This window comes from Serratia sp. CY29653 (assembly GCF_052169255.1).
GTDB lineage: Bacteria > Pseudomonadota > Gammaproteobacteria > Enterobacterales > Enterobacteriaceae > Serratia > Serratia sarumanii.
Genome location: NZ_JBJNLC010000001.1, coordinates 364,357 through 383,826, shown reverse-complemented (window position 1 = coordinate 383,826; position 19,470 = coordinate 364,357). Strand labels below are relative to the sequence as shown.

The window sequence follows — 19,470 nt, the reverse complement described above, 5'->3', positions numbered from 1 at the left end:
CCGCGCTGACTATCAATAACACAGCCATGAATCGCCGCAAGCTATCACAGTATTCAATCATTCCTATTTTATCTCTCCGCCGCCGCTGACTAAGCTTAGCCATGAGTCACCCTTTGCCCGTTAGCGGCCGGGGCGATGTGATTCCATTGAGTTCAGTTATTTAGCGCAACACCCGACGCAAGCCTTACCCGCATGCCTTGTTAACCGCTCCACGCCCGGCGGCTGGAGCACCCTTACGGAAGCAGAGAGCGCATTATGACAACTGAAAGCAAATGCCCGTTTTCGGGCGGCAAGCAGCCCGCACCGCAGAACGGCCCCACCAATCAGGATTGGTGGCCCAATCAGCTCAGCCTGAAACCGCTGCATCAGCACTCCCCCCTGTCCGATCCGATGGATAAAGACTTCAACTACGCCGATGCCTTCAACAGTCTCGATCTGGCGGCGGTCAAACAGGATCTGCACGCCCTGATGACCGACTCGCAGGAATGGTGGCCGGCGGACTTCGGCCACTACGGCGGCCTGTTCATCCGCATGGCCTGGCACAGCGCCGGCACCTACCGCATCGGCGACGGCCGCGGCGGCGCGGGCGAAGGCCAGCAGCGATTCGCCCCGCTCAACAGCTGGCCGGACAACGTCAGCCTCGACAAGGCGCGCCGCCTGCTGTGGCCGATCAAACAGAAATACGGCCGCAACATCTCCTGGGCCGACCTGATTATCCTGACCGGCAACGTGGCGCTGGAATCGATGGGCTTCAAAACCTTCGGCTACGCCGGCGGCCGTGCCGACACCTGGGAGCCGGACGACGTCTACTGGGGCTCGGAGAAGATCTGGCTGGAGCTGAGCGGCGGGCCAAACAGCCGCTACTCGGGCGACCGCGACCTGGAGAACCCGCTGGCGGCGGTGCAGATGGGCCTGATCTACGTCAACCCGGAAGGCCCGGACGGCAATCCCGATCCGGTGGCCGCCGCGCGCGACATCCGTGAAACCTTCGCCCGCATGGCGATGAACGACGAAGAAACCGTGGCGCTGATCGCCGGCGGCCACACCTTCGGCAAGACCCACGGCGCCGGTCCGGCGTCTAACGTCGGCGCCGATCCGGAAGCGGCCGGGCTGGAGTCGCAGGGCCTCGGCTGGCACAGCACCTTCGGCACCGGCGTCGGCAAAGACGCCATCACCAGCGGCCTGGAAGTCACCTGGACCACCACCCCAACCCAGTGGAACCACGATTTCTTCCGCCACCTGTTCGAATACGAATGGGAACTGAGCCAAAGCCCGGCCGGCGCGCACCAGTGGGTGGCGAAAGACATCGGTGAAACCATTCCCGACGCCTTCGATCCGAACAAGAAACGCCGCCCGACCATGCTGACCACCGACCTTTCGCTGCGCTTCGATCCGGCCTACGAGAAGATTTCGCGCCGCTTCTATGAGCATCCGGAAGAGTTGGCCGACGCCTTCGCCCGCGCCTGGTTCAAGCTGACCCACCGCGATATGGGGCCGCACCCTCGCTACCTCGGCCCGGAAGTGCCGCAGGAAGAGCTGATTTGGCAGGATCCGATCCCGGCGGTCGATCATCCGCTGATCGACGAGCAGGACATCGCCGCGCTGAAAAACGCCGTGCTGGCTTCCGGTCTGCCGGTATCGGCACTGGTCTCCACCGCCTGGGCTTCCGCTTCGAGCTTCCGCGGTTCCGACAAACGCGGCGGCGCCAACGGTGCGCGCATTCGCCTGGCGCCGCAAAAAGACTGGGCGGTCAACCAACCTGCGCAGCTCGCCGCGACGCTGGCCAAGCTGGAGAGCATCCAACGCGCCTTCAATGATGCGCAGGCCGGCGGCAAGCGCGTCTCGCTGGCGGATCTGATCGTGCTGGCCGGCGCGGCGGGCGTGGAACAGGCGGCGAAGAACGCCGGTTTGGCCCTGACGGTGCCGTTCGCGCCGGGCCGCATGGACGCTTCGCAGGAGCAGACCGACGTGGACTCCTTCGAGGCGATGGAGCCGCTCGCCGACGGTTTCCGCAACTTCCTGAAGGGCAAATACCGCGTGCCGGCCGAGACGCTGCTGGTCGACAAGGCGCAGCTGCTGACCCTGACCGCGCCGGAAATGACGGTGCTGGTCGGCGGGCTGCGGGTACTCGGTGCCAACGTCGGCGGCACGCCGCACGGCGTATTCACCCAGCGGCCGCAGGCGCTGACCAACGACTTCTTCGTCAACCTGCTCGACATGGGCACCACCTGGCACCCGGTGGGTGAGGACGGCCTGTTCGAAGGGCACGATCGCCGCAGCGGCGCGGTCAAATGGACCGGCACCCGCGTCGATCTGGTGTTCGGTTCACACGCGCAGCTGCGCGCGCTGGCCGAAGTCTACGGCAGCGCCGACGCGCAGGAGAAGTTCGCCCACGACTTCGTCGCCGCCTGGAACAAAGTGATGAACCTCGATCGTTTCGATCTGGCGTAAATATCCCCCAACGGCCTGCTTCGGCAGGCCGTTTTTCCTCCCGAGATCAACACCGCCTCCGCTCAACGCCGGCCTTAGCACGCGCCGTTATATTTTATTTTCCGCTTATTCGTATTTACTCAACAAGTCATATAAAAATTTGATGGGCGACAATTCTTTTAATGCTGTATTTATATTTAGACGGCAATGAAGACCGTAAACTCAGCTGGCTAATGCGATATATCCCATCCAGGAGAACACCGTTATGGATTATCCTCGATTCGCCTCAGCGCGCGGCGAGGCGGGCCTTATGACCCTCGCCGTTCCTTAGCGACAGCGGGCTTAGCCGGCAAAGGCACCCCACCGTTTTTATGCCAATAAAAAGAGAGGTTCTGCACCTGCGCGATATTCGCTTAGGCGCCAGAATTTCGCCCTTATTTAATGTTTCACGACGCGCATTGCGTTTTTAGTTTTTATTTTTCAGCCGACGGGAAAGCTCATAGGAAATCACGCTTCACTCAGGAAAATAACCGCTACCTGGAGGTCATCATGCAACATATTATCGGTATTTCTTCTCGTCGGCTGAGGATATCAGCCCTTGCGCTGCTGCTCCCTGCCGTATCATGGGCGGCCGATACGGCGTCTCTTGCCGTGGGGCCGCAATATGACACCACCCATGTCTACGTCGAACGCGGAAAAATGGATGCCTTTGTCGACAGCATCCTGAAAACCTTCGGCGGCACCAGCACCGAACGCGTGCTGGTCAACGTCACGCCCACGCCGAGCGAAACCTACTCCCAGCTGATACTGACGCCGGCCGGCAGCTTCTCGGTGTTCGATTTCAAAACGCCGATCCCACACCCGTTCGGCACCGAGCGCAACGGTTTTCTGGTCAGGGATATGGACGCCGCCATCCGCCAGGCCAGAGCCGCCGGCGCCGATGTGCAGGTTGCGCCTTTCGACGATCCGATTGGCCGCGACGCGGTGATCCAGTGGCCCGGCGGCGTCAACATGCAGCTCTATTGGCACACCAAGGCGCCCAACTACAAGCCGCTGCTGAGCGTGCCGGAAAACCGCCTGTATCTCTCCGCCTACCGCGTCGACGATTTCCTGAAAAGCTACCAGGCGTTCTCGCACGCCACGGTGGTGAGCGACGAACAGGTCAGCGATACGGCGATCGGCCGCAGCAACAACGGCAAGATCCGCCAGATCGAACTGGACTCGCGCTTCGGCAAAACGCGCATTTTCGTCACCGACGGGCATCTGCCTTATCCGTTCGGCCATGAGCGCACCGGCTATGGCGTCGACGATCTGCCGGCCACGCTGGCCAAAGCGACGGCCAGCGGCGCGCAGGTGCTGTGGCGTTCGACGGCGGCGGAGCGCCGCGCCTCGGCGCTGGTGCGTTTCCCCGGCGGCTACATCGCCGAAATTCACCAGACGGCTAAATAAACCCAAGGCGCGCTGCGGCGCGCTTTTTTCTTCGGATATCCATAATGAAACGCACGCTTCCCGCACTGTTGCTGTTCTCCACGCTCCCCGCCCTGGCGGCGGAACCCGCCGCTTCCCCCTGGAAAAACATCCCGTTGGGCGATGCGGCCACCCTGTCTTTCGACGGTTCACTGCGCGAGCGCTATGAATGGACGGATCAACGCGATCTGAGCGGCGGACGCGACGACACCTTCATGCAGCGCCTGCTGCTTGGCGCGCGCCTCGACTATGGCGACGACTTTGGCGCCTATCTCCAGTTGGGATCGTCACTGGCCACGCCGCGCGATCGCGGGCGCAAACCGACCGACGAAGATCATGCCTATCTCGGCCAGGGCTATGTGGACTTAAAACTGCCCACCGCCTATGGCCTCGGCACCCTGCGGGCCGGCCGCCAGGAGATTGCGCTGGGTTCGCTGCACCTGATGGGCACCCGCGACGGCCCCAACGTGCGTCGTTCTTTCGACGCCATCCGCGCCAGCTGGGCCAAGGATAAGAACCGCCTCGACGCCTTTATCGGCCACCCCGTCACCCTCAAAGCCGGCAGTTTCGACGACGATACCGACAACAGCCAAAAGGTGTGGGGGCTGTACGGCACCACGCCGCTGGCAGCGCTGGCGTCCTCGCTCGATCTCTACACCTTTGGCTTTGAGGATAACGACGCCCACTACGCGCAGCTCAGCGGGCAAGAACGGCGCTATACCGTCGGCGCGCGCATTTTCGGCGCGGCGCAGGGGTTCGACTGGGATAATGAAGCCGCCTGGCAGTTCGGCAGCGCAGAACAGCGCGACATCCGCGCCTGGTCGGCGTCGGCGCACGCCGGGTATAGGATGAGCGACTGGCGCTGGCAGCCGCGCTTTGGCGGCAAGATTGGCATCGCCAGCGGCGATAAAAACGGTCACGATGGGCAGCTCAATACCTTTAACGCCATGTACCCCAAGCTGCCCTACCTGACCGAAAACGGGCTGGTGGCGCCGGCTAACCTGATCGCCATTCATCCTTCGGTCACGATTACGCCGTGGCAAACCCTGGCCATCGACTTCAGTTGGGACGCGTTGTGGCGGCAACGCCGCGAGGATGCCTTCTACCTCGGGCCGATGCGCCCGGTAAAGGGCAGCGCGCAGGGCTCGCGCTTTATCGGCAATCAGTATCAGGTCGAAACCATCTGGACGCCGCGCAGCGATCTCCAGTTCAAGGTGGCCTATGTCTACTTCGACGTCGGCCACAGCCTGCAGCAGCATGCCGGGCTGAAAAACATGAACTTCATCCTGGCGCAGGGCACCTACAGTTTTTAATTATCAGGCAAGTTAATCGGTGTACGCGAGCGCCCTTAATAATCCCTTACTCAATTAATGACGTTCGCCGGCGTGTAGCCGCCTATATGCATTGCGGCAATGGTGGCTACTCGCCGCTATTCACAGATGAAAATTAATGAAAAGCAAAAAGATAAATCAGTTACGTAAACTCCACGAGCCAATTACAGAGTAATATTAAATAAAGATTTAATTCCACCTGGTTATTTAAGTGCGCCTTTTACACATATCTTATGTAAAAGATTCATATAAGAATAACTCATTAATAAAATAATTATGCCTATACTGCTTTCAGCCAACCATTGCGCGCCATTAATTCCTCACCGTGATTAATGATAAGGACATATTCCGCTTGAGTGCGATATTCAAGCCAGACAAGGAGGCAAGCCAATGATAACCCAATAACCCCCCCCTATTTTCAAACCTGTGTACGAGCATATAGAGCGTTAGGTGCAATATTGTCAACGTCCAAAGGAGTTTGATATGTCATTAGCTACCGATAAAATCTCAGATTATTTAACCGATTATGAAAGAGGCGATCGCGAGGGAAGCAGCAAGCCTTCATACGCCACGGAAGACGTTTCAGATCTGTTGCTGAGGAGCCATTATTCCGCCAATGGCAAAGGCGTGACTGACCATGCGGCAACAATAACCTACTCTTTCCCCGTGTATACCGACAGCGATAAGCCAGGATCCGCACAGCTTACCGCCGCCCAACAGGCCCAAACCAAGCTTTCATTGCAGTCCTGGTCAGACGTGGCCAATATCACCTTCACCGAAGTCAAAGGCACCGATGCCAAAAGTGCTGATATAAAGTTTGGTTTTTATAAGGCGGCCAGCGGAGGCAATTACACCTCCTATGAAAGTACGCAAAACAACCTGAAAAGCACCATCTGGATCAGCGGCAACAAAGGCTACGACGCTTCGAATCCGCAGACCAATAACTATGCCAGGGATACGCTGACCCATGAAATAGGGCATGCGCTCGGGCTCTCCCACCCCGGAAACTATGATGCCTCCAACGCGACCTACCCCACCTACACCAACTCGGCGAAATATTATGAGGACGACCATCAATACTCTTTGATGAGCTATTTTAGTGAACAAAACACCGGCGCCGACTATAAAGGCGTATGGCCCTCGGGGCCGCAGCTGGATGATATTACCGCCATTCAGAAGCTGTACGGCGCGAACACCACCACGCGCACCGGTGATACCACTTATGGTTTCAACTCGAATACGGATCGAGACTTTTTGAGCGTTAAGGCGTCCACGGACAAAATCGTGGCGGCTATCTGGGATGCCGGCGGCAACGACACGCTGGATTTTTCGGGCTACAGCCAAGATCAGCGCATCAACATTAACGAAGGCTCATTCTCAGATGTGGGCGGATTGAAGGCGAATATCGCCATCGCCTATGGCGCGCAGATTGAAAATATCATCGGCGGCAGCGGCGCCGATATCTTAGTGGGCAACGCACTGAACAATACGCTCAAAGGCGGCGCAGGCAACGATATCATTTACGGTGCCGACGGCGCCGATCAGCTCTGGGGCAATGCAGGTGCCGACACCTTCGTCTTCAGCACAGCCGACGACAGCCAGGCCGCCGCGCCGGACTGGATCCGTGATTTCCAAACGGCGGTGGATAAAATCGATCTGTCGTGGCTCAACCAGACGGTTAAGGCCGAGGGGGGCGAGTTGCACTTCGTCGATAATTTAAGCGGCTCGCTGTATGAAGCGGCGCTGAATTATGACTCGCAGCAGAATGTCACCGATCTGGCGATCAATCTCTCCGGCCATAACCAGCCTGATTTCCTGGTTAAAATCGTTGGGCAGGTCGACGCTTCCGCCGATATTCTCGTCTAGCCAAGAAATCCGCAGTCCGGCGCGAACGCCGGACTGTTTACCTCTTCTCAGGCATCACCCTGGCGATTTTTTGCGCTACCCCCACACTGTCAGAGCAATAAATCGCGCAGACGAGCTCACACCGCCTCCAGCTCCGCCGCCAGGGTGGCGACCAGCTCCGCCGCCGGCATCGGCCGCGCCAGGCCCACGCCCTGCCCGGCCCACAGCGACATAAACTCTCCGCGCCCGGCCTTGGCCGCCGCCTGGCGGATATCGCCGGTGAGCGCGTTCTGCACCGGATAAGGCAGGATCTGCGCCTCTTCCGCGCGCATCTGGCGCATGAAATCATTGACGATGCCGCGCGCCGGGCGGCCGCTGAAGGCGCGCGTCAGGCGCGTGCTGTCATCACCGGCGTTGCTCAGCGCCGCCCGCCAGGCTTCGGCGATGCCCGACTCCGGGCTGCACAGAAACGCGGTGCCCAGCTGCGCCGCCTGTGCGCCCAGCAAGCGCGCAGCCACGATGCCGCGCCCGTTCATGATACCGCCCGCGGCGATCACCGGGATCTTCACCGCCGCCACCACCTGCGGCAGCAGGGCCATCAGGCCGACGCAGGATTGCTCGATATCGCCAAGGAAAGTCGGGCGGTGGCCGCCCGCCTCCGAGCCAGAGACGCAAACGAAGTCGGCGCCCGCTTCTTCCCAGGCGCGGGCTTCCGCCACCGTGGTGGCGGTGCCGATCACCCGCGAGCCAGCCTTCTTGAACTGCGTAACCGTGGCGCGCGGCAGCACGCCGAAGGTGAAGCTGGCCACCGGCGGCGCCGCCTCCAGCAAGGCCGCGATCTGGTCACGGTTGTTTTCGGCAAATTGGGTGGGGATCGGCGGCTCGCTCAGCCCCAGCGCTTCGCGGAACGGCCGCAGCAGGTGCTGGGCACGCTTGAGCTCGGCGAGATCCGGGTGCTGCTCATCGAGCAGAAACAGGTTGATGTTGAACGGCGCGGCGGTCTGCGCGCGGATCTGCTGCACCCGTTCGAGGATCACCGCCGGTGAAAACAGCGCCGCCGCGCACGAGCCCAGCGCCCCGGCGTTGCTCACCGCCACCGCCAACGCCGGCGGCGACGCGCCGTTCATCGGCCCCTGAACGATCGGATAGCGCAGCCCAAGCTCGCGGGCAAAAGCAGAAGGTGCCGTCATCAATGTGTCTCCCTGTGCTGACTACATTCGTCTTACGGCGGCCGCGCCGCCGAACCGACCAAAAGCATAGCACCTTCTCACCGCCTGGCCGCGCAGTTAATGCTTCACCTGATGCCGGTCGAGCGACAGGAAGTGATGCACCACCGGTTTCTCCGGCCCGATATGGAAGCGCAGCGCCGCCTGCTGCAGATCGGCGTCGGCGTGCGACACCCGCTGGTGCTGCCGCAGGTGCTCCGCCCAGGACTCCACCAGGAACCACTCCATGATGCATTCCGGATCGCCGGTGTGCTCGGTAATGCCCCAGGCGTAAGCGCCGTCGCGGCGACGCGCCCGCTCCAGCATCAGCAGCGTGCGCAAGAACTGCGGCCGATCCTGTTCGCGGATGCGGTACTCCACCTGAATCATCACCGGGCCGCGATCGTTCTCAACCGGCGTGTTGACCAGCGGCTCCGGCCAATGGTTCGACGGCTGCAGATCGGCTTCGCCGGTCGGCAGACGCAGGCGGTGGAACAGCAGCCCCGCCGCCAACAGGCCGACGCCGCCGACCAGCAGCGTGGCGGCCACGCCCAGCTCCTGCGCCACCAGCCCCCACAACAGGCTGCCTGCCGCCATCGCGCCGTTGAACACCATCAGGTAGATGGCCAGGCCGCGGCCGCGCACCCAGTTGGGCAGCACGCCCTGCGCCGCGCCGTTGAGCGTGGTCAGCGCAATAATCCAGCCGGCGCCCAGCACCAACAGCAGCACCACCGCCAGCCACTGCGGCGGCGCCAGTGACAGGGCCGCCATCACCACGGCGGTCAGCACCGCCGCCAGCAACACCAGCCCGTCGGCATTCAGCCGCTGGCGCAGGCGCGGCAGCGCGATCGCCCCGAGGATCGCCCCGGCGCCTACCGCCCCCAGCAGAACGCCGTAAAAGCCGGCGCTGCCGCCCAGCATGCGGCGCGCCACCAGCGGCAGCAGCGCCCAAACCGAGCTGGAGAAAGCGAAGAACACCGCCGCCCGCAGCAGTACCACGTGCAGTTCGCGGCTGGAACGGGCATAGCGCAGCCCGGCGCGGAAGGCGCCGAAGAAATGTTCCGACAGGCCGCTGTCCTCGGCCTTCGGCCGCTTCCACCACAGCAACGCCGCGATCACCAGCACATAGCTCATCACGTCCGCACCATAGGCCGCGCCGGCGCCGAAGCTGGCCAGCAGCAGGCCGCCGGCCGCCGGGCCGATGGAGCGGGCGATGTTGATGCCCAGCGAATTCAGCGCCACGGCGTTTTTCAGCTCGGTGCGCGGCACCAGCTCCGGCACGATCGCCTGCCAGGTCGGCCCCATCAGCGCCGCGCCGATGCCGCCGACAAAGGTCAGCGCCAGCAGGTATTCCACCGTCAACGCACCGGTCTGCGACAGCACCAGCAGGCTGCCGCTGACGCAGGCCAGCAAAATTTGCACGAAGATCAGAAAGCGCCGTCGATCGAGGATGTCCGACAGTACCCCGGCCGGGATCGCCAGCAGGAACACCGGCAGCGTGGCGGCGGTCTGCATCAGCGCCACCGCCGAAGGGTTGCTCGACAGATCGGTAATCAGCCACGAGCTAGCGACGTCGCGCATAAAGCTGCCGACGTTGCCGAGCACCGTGGCGCCCCACAGCACCGCAAATAAGGGGATTTTCAGCGGCGCGAAGCCGCCCGCCGCCGCCTTGTTGTCCGTCTGTTCAGCCATCCGTTCGCTCCTTCAAATCGTTAAATGCCACCAGCAACAGCGCGCCGGCCAGCCCGAGGTGTTCAAAAAATCCGTTCATCATCTGGCCGCGCTCCGCCCCGTCGAACTGCCAGAACGGATTGGCCATCAGCGTCGCCATCAGGGTAAAACCGGCCAGCGCCAACGCGCCGAGCCAGCGATAAAAGCCGCTCAGGATCAGCGCCGACGCCGCCAGTTCCAGCAGCGTCACCAGCACGGCGAACAGCGCCGCCGGCTGCAGGCCGAAGTGGGTCATCTCGGCAACCGCGCCTTCGACGTTCAGCGCCTTGACCAACCCGCCCTGGATGTAGGCGGCGCAAATGGCGAGCAGCAGCAGCCAGCGCACCGCGGGCGCATGCAGCCGCTGCGCGCAGCGGGCGGCGATAGCAGTCAGGTTCATCGCGCCCCCTTAAAACGGCGAATTCTGGATAAAGGCCAGCAGATCGGCGTTGAAGCGATCGGGATCGACCTGCGCCAAGCCGTGAGCGCCGCCGGCGTAAACGTTCAGCTCCGCCTGTTGCATAAGCTTAGCGGCTTTCAGCGCCGAGGCGCCGATCGGTACGATCCGATCGGCGTCGCCATGCACCAGCAGCGTCGGCCTGTCGATCGCCAGCAGATCGGCGGTGAAGTCCACTTCGGAGAACGCGCTCACGCCGTCGTACTGCCCTTTCATGCCGCCCTGCATGCCCATCAGCCAGAAGTGGTCGATCAGCCCCGCATTGCTCTCCACCTCGTCGCAGTGGAGACCGTAGAACGGCACCGCCAGATCTTTGAAGAACTGCGAGCGGTTGCCCGCCACGCCGCTGCGAATGCCGTCGAAGGCCGCCATCGGTGTGCCTTCCGGGTTGACCGGCGTTTGCAGCATCAGCGGCGGCACGGCGCCCACCAGCACCACTTTCGCCACCCGATCGCTGCCGTGGCGGCCGATGTAGCGCGCCACTTCGCCGCCGCCGATGGCGTGGCCGACCAGGATCAGATCGCGCAGATCCAGCGTTTCGATCAGCAGAGCCAGATCGTCGGCGTATTGGTTGATGTCGTTGCCGTGCCAGGTCTGATCGGAACGGCCGTGGCCGCGGCGATCGTGGGCGATCACCCGGAACCCGCTCTGGCCGAAAAACAGCAGCTGGTTGTCCCAGGCATCGGCGGACAGCGGCCAACCGTGGGAGAACAGGATCGGCTGGCCGCGGCCCCAATCCTTATAGAAAATGCGCGCGCCATCGGGCGCGGTGAGGATGCTCATGACGTGTTCCCCGCTCGGTATTGAATTGGATTTTGTACCGGGTAACAGTACGGCAGGCGCAAAGGCAGTGATAACGGAATAATTTTCGCATGATCGCGAGTTTTTTTGCTGAAGAGGCCGGCGTCGCCGCCGGCGCAAAACGTCAGATGTTTTCCAGATCGATACCGCGCGTTTTCGGGCCGAACAGCCCGATCACCAGCATCACGATCAGCATGCTGGCGACGATAAACGCGATCACCCCCAGCGAGCCGCCGTACTGCAGGATAATGCCGATGATGATGCTGCTGAACACCGTCGACAGCCGGCTGAAGGAGTAGCAAAAACCGACGGCGCGGGCGCGAATATGGGTCGGGAAGATCTCGGATTGATACGAGTGGTAGCTGTAGGTCAGCCAGGCGTTGGACCAGGTGATGAAGAAGCCGCACAGGATCAGCCACAGCGGGTTGTTCTGCAGCGCGAACAGCGAGCCGAAGACCACCGTCACCAGGCAAGACAACACGATCTGCCACTTATTCTCCATCTTGTCGGCGTAGAAGCTGCACAACAGCGAGCCCAGCGGGTAGGCCAGCGTAATGAAGAAAGCGTACAGCAGGCTGTGGGTGACCGATGCGCCCTTGCCCGACAGCAGCGCCGGCAGCCAGTTGCCGAAGCCGAAGAAGCCGATGGCCTGAAAGAAATTCATCACCACCAGCATCAGCGTGCGATCGCGATACTGCGGCGCCCAGATGTCGCGAAAGCGGCCGCGCAGCGGTGCCCCCTCGGCATCGTCCACCGGGCGCGACGGGAAGTCCATAGCCGCCACGCCGCAGCGCCGTTCCATATCCCGCATCACCTGCCGGGCCTGCGCATAGCGCCGCTGCTGCACCAGCCAGCGCGGCGACTCAGGCAGCCCCTTGCGCACCAGCCAGATCACCAGCGAGGCCAGCGCGCCGGCGATCACTACGTAGCGCCAGCCGCTCAGGCCCCAAATCGTCTGCGGCACCAGCCACCAGGACATCAACGCCACCGCCGGCACCGACAGGAACTGCACGAAGAACGCGAAGGCGAAAGCCCGGGTGCGCAGATGCGCAGGCACCCACTCCGTCAGATAAGTGTCGATGGTCACCAGCTCAATGCCGAGCCCGACGCCCACCAGAAAGCGCAGAAAGATCACCCACTCCGCCTGCTGTTGAAACGCCAGCAGCAGCGAGAAGGCGCCATACCAGATCAGGGCGAACATAAAGGTGGCGCGGCGGCCGAAGCGATCGGCGTACGGGCTCAGCAGGCTGGCGCCGACGAACAGGCCAAGAAAGGTGGCGGAGGCGAAGGCCGCCTGGTCCGACACGCCGAAGACGCCCTGCGCGCCGGTGTGGAAAATGCCGTCGGCGATAAGGCCGGTGCTAATATAACCGGTCTGGAAAAGATCGTAGAGTTCGAAAAAGCCGCCCAGCGACAGCAGAATGATAAAGCGCCACAGGCCGGCCGACGCGGGCAAGGCGTCGATTCTGGCCGCCAAATCCCGCGCATGGATCGGCGACGCCGCTACAGAGTCACTCACCATTAACCTCGCATTAACATTTTTGATGACTTTCTATGCTAGCGAAGCGGCGTCGGAGTTAAATTTTTAATTAGCAGACTATGAAAAAAAGTTAAGCATAAAACGCTGCAGCAGCCTGTTTTATAGCAGGAAAATGCAACGCGGGATGCCGTAGCGGCATCCCGAATCGGTGGCTTAACGGCTGGGGTGCTGCTGCAGCCGTTCGCTGCGGTAGAAGCTCAGCAGGCACCAGCCGAGGGCGATCAGCGCCAGCGGCGCGGCGACGAAACCGATGTTGCCCATGCCCAGATGCAGGCTCACCTGGTTGCCCAGCAGCGCGCCGCTGCCGATGCCGAAGTTGTACAGGCCGGAGAAGATCGCCATCGCCACGTCGGTGGCGTCCGGCGCCAGGCTCAGCACTTTGGCCTGCATAGACAGGCCGATGGCCATGATCGCCATGCCCCAGAAGATGCACAGCACCGTCAGGTGGCTTTCGCTGCCGGCGGCCGGCAACAACAGCAGCAGGCTCAAGGCCAGCAGCGCGATGGCGCCGATAAAGAAGCCGGAAGGAAAACGCTCGCTGTAGCGGCTGAACAGCAGGCTGCCGACGATGCCGGCGGCGCCGAACAGCAGCAGCATCAGCGTGGTGAAGTTCTCCGACAGCCCGGCCAAGGTCTGGATAAACGGCTCGATGTAGCTGTAGGCGGTGAAGTGCGCCGTCACCACGATGACGGTCAGCATGTACAGCGCCAGCAGCGCCGGGCGTTTGAACAGCAGCGGCACGCTGGCCAGCGAACCGGAGTGCTCGCTTTTCAGCACCGGCAGCAGGCGCCACAGCAGCACCAGCGCCAGGGTGGCGCACACCGCGATGCCGATAAAGGTCATGCGCCAGCCGAGCAGCTGCCCCACCACCCGCCCGAGCGGCAGCCCGAGCACCATCGCCAGCGCGGTGCCGCCCGCCAGCAGGCTCAACGCCTGGGCTTTCTTGCCCGGCGGCGCCACGCGGATCGCCAGCGAGGCGGTGATCGACCAGAACACTGAGTGCGCCAGCGCCACGCCGGCGCGCGAAATGACCAGCGTGGTGAAGTTCCAGGCCACGGCGGTCAGCACGTGGCTGGCGATAAACAGCATGAACACGCCGATCAGCAGCTTGCGGCGCTCGATTTTGCTGGTCAGCAGCATGCACGCCAATGAGGCGGCGGCGACGATCCAGGCGTAGATGGTGATGATCAGGCCGACCTGTTCGGTTTGCATCGAGAAGCTGGCGGCGATGTCGCTCAACAGACCGACCGGAATAAATTCGGTGGTGTTGAAGATAAAGGCCGAGACGGCGAGGATAACCACGCGCAACCAGGCGGTTGAGCGCGAAACGGGAGCATGTTCCATGGTAAACAAAATCCGGACAGGTGCGGGCAAGTAGCGATATTTTAACCAACCGGCCCGCTAAATGCGATACGCGTCACACTTTAATTGTGTGGTTTTTTTCGCCGCATTTCGACACATTCGCAGACACACGGTTGCACAAATGTTGTGCTAATCTATTGAAGCGTACCAATTTTTCCTGCCGCTCTTCCCCTCCGGCCGCCGCAGACGACGCGCCGCGCCGAAGAACCGCGCGCAGTGTCCATTTGGCGTTTTCTGAGGCGAGGTCATTATGTCCGCGATTTATGATTGGTCCGTGCTCGCATTGCGCAATGTTTACGATCGCCGCATTCAGGGCAAGCCGGTGCTCGACAGCGCCGCGCTGTTCCCCGACGCCGAACGTTTCACCGCCCAGTGGCGGCAGATCCGCGAAGAGGCGCTGACCGTCGCCCACGATCTGCACAATATTCCCCGCTTTCACGAGATCATGATCCAGCAGGCGTCGATTTCCGCCAACGACGCGCGCGACTGGCGTATGTTCATCATGAAGGCCTACGGCCAGCCGATCGCCCGCAACCTGGCGCGCTGCCCGACGCTGGCGGCGCTGATCGCCTCGTCGCCGGACGTGCTGTCCGCCTCGCTCTCTTTCCTGGCGCCCGGCAAGCAGGTGCCGCCCCACCGCGGACCGTTTCGCGGCATTCTGCGCGGCTATCTGGTGCTGGACATGCCCAAACGCACCGACGGCGCGCCGGCGGCGGTGCTGAAAGTGGACGGCCGCGAATACCGGCTGCACGAGGGGGAGTTCATGCTGTGGGACGACACCTTCGAACACGAAGTGTGGAACGACAGCCCGCAGGTGCGCACCGTGCTGCTGCTGGACATCCGCCGCCGCGACATGCCCGGCGGGCTGCGGCTGCTCTCCAGCGCCATCATCGCCCTGGTGCGGCTGAACGTGCGCTGGATGCAGCGCCAGTTCTGACTGCGGCGCTCAGGCGCTTAACCGTCCTGAGAGGTCGGGCATTGCTGCGCCAGCCACTGCTCGGTGGTGGTGGTGGTTATGCCCTGGCGCGCATTGAAGGTTTTCGCCTTATCCCAGGCCACGCCGTCGGGCCGGGCGAAAGCCAGCCGGTATTTGGCGCCGACGTCACGCGGATGGTTCCGCACCTCCTCCTGCAGCCGCTCTTTGTCCAACAGGACTCTGTTGACCTCTACGCCCCAGTGCGCCTGCATGACATCGGCAAGCTCGCGGTAGGTCAGCGTGTCCCCGGCGATATAGACCACCTGGTTGCGAAACGCGGGCCGATGGAAAAAAATCGCGGCCGTCAGCCGGCCAATGTCCTCGGGGGTGGTCAGCGTCACCGCGTAGCCCCAGTCGCCCAGCGCGCGCACCGTTTTGGTTGCCGCATCCACCACGCCAAAACCCGAGTCAAACAGGTAGCTGGTGAAAATACCCGTGGAAACAATCACCCACTCCGTCGCCTTCTGCGCACGCAGCAGATGGCGCACTTCGAGCTGTTCATCCCACACCTGTTGCCCGCTGCCTGTGCCGACAACATCGTAGTCCACGCCGAACTGCCACGGGAAGTAACGCGCCACGCCCGCCTGCAAAACGGCCCAGGTGATCTTTATCTGCGTGCCCGCCCCGCCGACAAAGCCGCTGCAGTTGATCACCGCATCAAAGCAACGCAGCAGCGCGCTCAGCTCATCCACGCTGTTTTGCTGCAGATCGCCTTCCACTACAGCGATACCGAGCCGCGCCAGCGCATCCCGCCGCGCCCGATGCGGGCCGGTGACGGCGCGAGCGGCCTCCGGCCGGAGGAGCACGCTGATTTTTAAAGCGTGGTGTAACCGGGCCTGCCGGCTCATCGCGCGCAATACCGGCAGCCCCAGTTCACCGGCGCCGAGTATGAGCACGGTATTGATGGATGGATTTGTGGATTTCATTCTTGCCTCCTGTCTTGACACTGCGTCATCCTGACAGCTGACAAAAACGGGTTCAATTAGGTACACGCGTGATACTGGAGATGAATATGACGAGCGATCGGGAAGCGCTGTTGCAATTTTCGCAGGCGTTCTGTGAAGAATTGAGCGACGACGATGAAGGGTTGAAGCGTGAGGTCCTCGCGCATGCGGGCAACCGTTGGTCGCTGGGGGTATTGCATATCCTGGGCACCCACGGGCCGCTGCGCCACGGCGAAATAGGCCGCCAATTAGCGGGCGTGACGCAGAGAATGCTGACGCGGACGCTGCGCCATCTCGAGAGGGACGGGTTGATATCGCGCTGCGATTATCAGGAAAAGCTGCCCCGCGTGGTTTACACCATCACCGACGCGGGGGAAGAGATGCTGCTCAACATGCTGCCGCTCTGGTCGTGGATTATCGCCTCCGCCGATGCCTTCAGGGCGGCCCGCTCGCACTACGATGATCAAGAACGTCACGCCACCGAGAGATGACTGCGGGCCTCCCTGCCCGTGGGGCGGCATTCAGCCGCCGCCCAGATAGGCCTTTCTCACCTCCGGATCGTTCAACAGCTCCTGGCCGCTGCCGGTGAGGCGGATCTGGCCGTTGACCATCACATAACCGCGATCGGACAGCTTCAGCGCGTGGTTGGCGTTCTGCTCCACCAGAAACAGCGTCATGCCGCTGCGGGTCAGCTCGCGCAGCACGCCGAAGATCTGCCGCACCACGATCGGCGCCAGCCCCAGACTCGGCTCGTCCAACAGCAGCAGCTTCGGCCGGCTCATCAGCGCGCGGGCAATCGCCAGCATCTGCTGCTCGCCGCCGGACAGGGTCATCGCTCGCTGGTTGCGCCGTTCCTTGAGGCGCGGAAACAGCTCGAACATGCGCTGCAGATCCTCCGCCAGATAGCGGTTGCCGACGGTGATGGTGCCCATCAGCAGGTTCTCCTCCACGCTCATGTCCGGAAAGATGCGCCGCCCTTCCGGCGCTTGCGCGATGCCGCCGGCCGCCACGTAGTGCGTGGAGCGGCGGCTGATGTCCTCGCCGCCAAACAGGATCTGCCCGCCGGCGATACGCGGCTGGCCGAAGATCGACATCAACAGCGTGGATTTGCCCGCGCCGTTGGCGCCGATCAGCGCCACCGTCTCCCCGGCGTTGACCCGCAGCGACACCTTGCGCAGCGCCTGGATCGGCCCGTAAAACACGTCCACTTCGCGAAATTCCAGCATCGCTTCGCTCATCCCGCCAGCTCCTCTTCGTCCGCGCCCAGGTAGGCGGCGATCACCGCCTCGTTGTGCTGGATCTCCTGCGGCGTGCCGCGGGCGATCACGTCGCCGTGATCGAGCACGATCACCCGATCGGAGATCTCCATCACCATGCCCATGTCATGCTCGATCAGCAGCACCGTGATGCCGTGATGCTGGCGCAGGAAACGGATGATGCGGCTCAGCGTGGCCGTTTCCACCGGGTTCAGCCCGGCGGCCGGTTCGTCGAGACAGATCATCTCCGGCGCAGTGCACATGGCGCGCGCGATCTCCAGCCGCCGCTGCTGGCCGTAGGACATCTCCCCCGCCAGCCGGTTGGCGCAGTCCACCAGATCCACCACCTCCAGCCAGTAGAAGGCGTGATCCAGCGCGGCGCTCTCCGCCCGGCGGTAGCCCGGCGTATTCAGCACCCCGGCGATCAGGTTGCGGTTGCTCTGCATGTGCTGCGCCACCAGCAGGTTCTCCACCACCGACATTTCGCGGAACAGGCGGATATTCTGGAAAGTGCGCGCCAGCCCGGCGCGGTTGACCAGGTGGGTGCCGCCGAACATCTTGTAATAGAGACGCGAGCCAAGCCGCTTCGGGCGTATCCAGTCGCCGGCGCGGAACTTCTGCCCCAGCACCTGGATCACGTCGGTCGGCCGCTTGTGGGTATTGAGCAGGATCGCGCCGCCGCTGGCGCGGTAAAAGCCGGTCAGGCAGTTGAATACCGTGGTCTTGCCGGCGCCGTTGGGGCCAATCAGGGCGGTGATGGAGCCGCGCTCCACCTCCAGATTGACGTCGTTCAGCGCCTTGATGCCGCCAAAGCGCATCATCAGGTGCTCCACCCGCAAAATGGCGTCGCTCATGGCGCCACCCCCTTGCGCTCGGCGAAGCTGGCGCGGCTGATGCGCACCAGCCCGCGCGGCCGCCAGATCATCATCGCCACCATCAGCACGCCGAACAGCAGCACCCGGTATTCGGCGAAGCTGCGCAGCAGCTCCGGCGCCACCGTCAGCACGAAGGCCGCCAGCACCACGCCGAGGGTGGAGCCCATGCCGCCCAGCACCACGATCGCCAGGATCAGCGCCGACTCGAAGAAGGTGAACGAGGTCGGGTTGACGAAGCCCTGATAGGTGGCGAAAAACACCCCCGCCAGCCCGGCGGTGGAGGCACCCAGCATAAAGGCCGACAGCTTCACCAGCACGTGATTGAGCCCGAGAGAGCGGCAGGCGATCTCATCCTCGCGCAGCGCCTCCCAGGCGCGGCCGATCGGCATGCGCGTCAGCCGGTGCTTGATGTACAGCACCAGCAGCACCACCAAAAACAGCACCGCGTAGATGAAAATGAACTTGAGGTTGGGGTTGTAATCGATGCCAAGAAACTCGTGGATCGGCACCCCGCCGTCTTTGGCGCGGCGGCCGAACTCCAGGCCGAACACCGTCGGCGCCGGCACCGAGACGCCGTTCGGCCCGCCGGTGAGCGACATCCAGTTGTTCAGCACCAGCCGGATGATCTCACCGAACCCCAGCGTGACGATCGCCAGGTAGTCGCCGTGCATGCGCAGCACCGGAAAGCCCAGCAGCGCGCCGGCCAGCGCCGCCATCAGCGCCCCCAGCGGCAGCATCGCCCAGAAGCCCAGCCCGAGGTACTGATAGCCCAGCGCCAGCCCGTAGGCGCCGATGGCGTAAAACGCCACGTACCCCAGATCGAGCAGCCCCGCCAGCCCGACCACGATGTTCAGCCCCAGGCCGAGCAGCACGTAGATCAGGCCGAGGATCGCCACCGTCAGCAGGTATTTGGTGGCGACGAACGGGAACAGCAGCGCGATCGCCGCCATCAGCGGCAGGAGCCAGCGCAGGTTGGATTTATAGCCCAGCGGCCGCACGTAAACGCCGTCGTTGCCACCGTCGAAGCGCGCCAGCACCCTGCGCCCCGGCGCGGTTTGCAGGAACAGGCTCAGCAGCAGCCGCCCGGCCATCACCGCGACGATAATCCACACCAGCCGGTGCGGTTCGAAGTTAAAGCTGTAGCCGTTCAGCACGATGCCGACGATCGGCCCGAACACGATCAGGGCGATCAGCCCGGCCAAGACAGCGTCCAGCAGGCTGCGTTTAACGTCCAGCCCGCCGTGGATCACGGATTGCGACATGGCGTTCTC

The 19,470-nt window shown here is 62.8% G+C and carries 16 protein-coding genes; 6 read left to right on the top strand and 10 right to left on the bottom strand.

Annotated elements, in window-relative coordinates:
* Positions 1-255: 255 nt before the first annotated feature.
* The 4 genes from katG to ACJ8HN_RS01775 all read left to right on the top strand — a co-directional run bounded on the left by katG (position 256) and on the right by ACJ8HN_RS01775 (position 7,094).
* Positions 256-2,451, top strand: a complete 2,196-nt coding sequence (gene katG / locus ACJ8HN_RS01790; RefSeq protein ID WP_442522969.1) for a catalase/peroxidase HPI — start codon at positions 256-258, stop codon at positions 2,449-2,451.
* Between the two features lie 630 nt (positions 2,452-3,081).
* The gene (locus tag ACJ8HN_RS01785) at positions 3,082-3,879 is read left to right on the top strand and encodes a glyoxalase (protein ID WP_197791519.1); all 798 of its coding nucleotides are present in this window, start codon (positions 3,082-3,084) and stop codon (positions 3,877-3,879) included.
* A gap of 44 nt (positions 3,880-3,923) precedes the next feature.
* A complete protein-coding gene (locus ACJ8HN_RS01780) occupies positions 3,924-5,210 on the top strand; it encodes an alginate export family protein (RefSeq protein WP_194243211.1) in 1,287 nt (428 codons plus the stop codon).
* Positions 5,211-5,711: 501 nt separating this feature from the next.
* Positions 5,712-7,094, top strand: coding sequence for a serralysin family metalloprotease (locus ACJ8HN_RS01775; protein WP_049233595.1), 1,383 nt, complete (start codon positions 5,712-5,714; stop codon positions 7,092-7,094).
* A gap of 116 nt (positions 7,095-7,210) precedes the next feature.
* Here the strand turns inward: ACJ8HN_RS01775 and ACJ8HN_RS01770 are convergent, their stop codons facing one another.
* From ACJ8HN_RS01770 to ACJ8HN_RS01745, 6 genes are all read right to left on the bottom strand, one after another.
* Positions 7,211-8,263 carry an NAD(P)H-dependent flavin oxidoreductase gene (locus ACJ8HN_RS01770; RefSeq protein ID WP_041035879.1) on the bottom strand — a complete coding sequence of 351 codons (1,053 nt, stop codon included), beginning with the start codon at positions 8,261-8,263 and terminating at the stop codon, positions 7,211-7,213.
* A gap of 96 nt (positions 8,264-8,359) precedes the next feature.
* Complete coding sequence (locus ACJ8HN_RS01765) at positions 8,360-9,970, bottom strand: MFS transporter (protein ID WP_197846175.1); 1,611 nt, start codon at positions 9,968-9,970, stop codon at positions 8,360-8,362.
* Positions 9,963-10,388 carry a DoxX family protein gene (locus ACJ8HN_RS01760; protein WP_033635204.1) on the bottom strand — a complete coding sequence of 142 codons (426 nt, stop codon included), beginning with the start codon at positions 10,386-10,388 and terminating at the stop codon, positions 9,963-9,965. The genes ACJ8HN_RS01765 and ACJ8HN_RS01760 overlap by 8 nt, the downstream gene beginning before the upstream one ends.
* 9 nt (positions 10,389-10,397) lie before the next feature.
* On the bottom strand, positions 10,398-11,228 hold the full coding sequence (locus tag ACJ8HN_RS01755) for an alpha/beta fold hydrolase (RefSeq protein ID WP_077039044.1): 831 nt from the start codon (positions 11,226-11,228) through the stop codon (positions 10,398-10,400).
* 142 nt (positions 11,229-11,370) lie between these two features.
* Positions 11,371-12,768: an MFS transporter gene (locus ACJ8HN_RS01750; protein ID WP_442522968.1), complete on the bottom strand. Its 1,398-nt coding sequence runs from the start codon at positions 12,766-12,768 to the stop codon at positions 11,371-11,373.
* A gap of 171 nt (positions 12,769-12,939) precedes the next feature.
* Complete coding sequence (locus ACJ8HN_RS01745; RefSeq protein WP_442522967.1) at positions 12,940-14,130, bottom strand: sugar transporter; 1,191 nt, start codon at positions 14,128-14,130, stop codon at positions 12,940-12,942.
* Between the two features lie 268 nt (positions 14,131-14,398).
* Between ACJ8HN_RS01745 and ACJ8HN_RS01740 the strand changes: the two genes are divergently transcribed.
* Entirely contained in the window at positions 14,399-15,085 is a 687-nt protein-coding gene (locus tag ACJ8HN_RS01740; protein WP_442522966.1) for an aspartyl/asparaginyl beta-hydroxylase domain-containing protein, read from the top strand.
* A gap of 17 nt (positions 15,086-15,102) precedes the next feature.
* Here ACJ8HN_RS01740 and ACJ8HN_RS01735 read toward each other — a convergent pair whose 3' ends face one another.
* The gene (locus ACJ8HN_RS01735) at positions 15,103-16,050 is read right to left on the bottom strand and encodes an aromatic alcohol reductase (RefSeq protein WP_079656627.1); all 948 of its coding nucleotides are present in this window, start codon (positions 16,048-16,050) and stop codon (positions 15,103-15,105) included.
* Positions 16,051-16,136: 86 nt separating this feature from the next.
* Here ACJ8HN_RS01735 and ACJ8HN_RS01730 point away from each other — a divergent pair, with 86 nt between their 5' ends.
* Positions 16,137-16,559, top strand: a complete 423-nt coding sequence (locus ACJ8HN_RS01730) for a winged helix-turn-helix transcriptional regulator (RefSeq protein ID WP_048321785.1) — start codon at positions 16,137-16,139, stop codon at positions 16,557-16,559.
* 30 nt (positions 16,560-16,589) lie between these two features.
* On the opposite strand, the gene ACJ8HN_RS01725 is transcribed toward ACJ8HN_RS01730, so the two are convergent.
* Genes ACJ8HN_RS01725 through livM form a run of 3 tightly spaced genes read right to left on the bottom strand, consistent with a single transcriptional unit; the run spans position 16,590 to position 19,461 of the window.
* Positions 16,590-17,306, bottom strand: a complete 717-nt coding sequence (locus ACJ8HN_RS01725) for an ABC transporter ATP-binding protein (RefSeq protein ID WP_172904643.1) — start codon at positions 17,304-17,306, stop codon at positions 16,590-16,592.
* Entirely contained in the window at positions 17,303-18,178 is an 876-nt protein-coding gene (locus ACJ8HN_RS01720; RefSeq protein ID WP_033635209.1) for an ABC transporter ATP-binding protein, read from the bottom strand. Before ACJ8HN_RS01720 ends, ACJ8HN_RS01725 begins: the two co-directional genes overlap by 4 nt.
* Entirely contained in the window at positions 18,175-19,461 is a 1,287-nt protein-coding gene (gene livM, locus ACJ8HN_RS01715; RefSeq protein ID WP_033647953.1) for a high-affinity branched-chain amino acid ABC transporter permease LivM, read from the bottom strand. Before livM ends, ACJ8HN_RS01720 begins: the two co-directional genes overlap by 4 nt.
* Between the last annotated feature and the right edge of the window lie 9 nt (positions 19,462-19,470).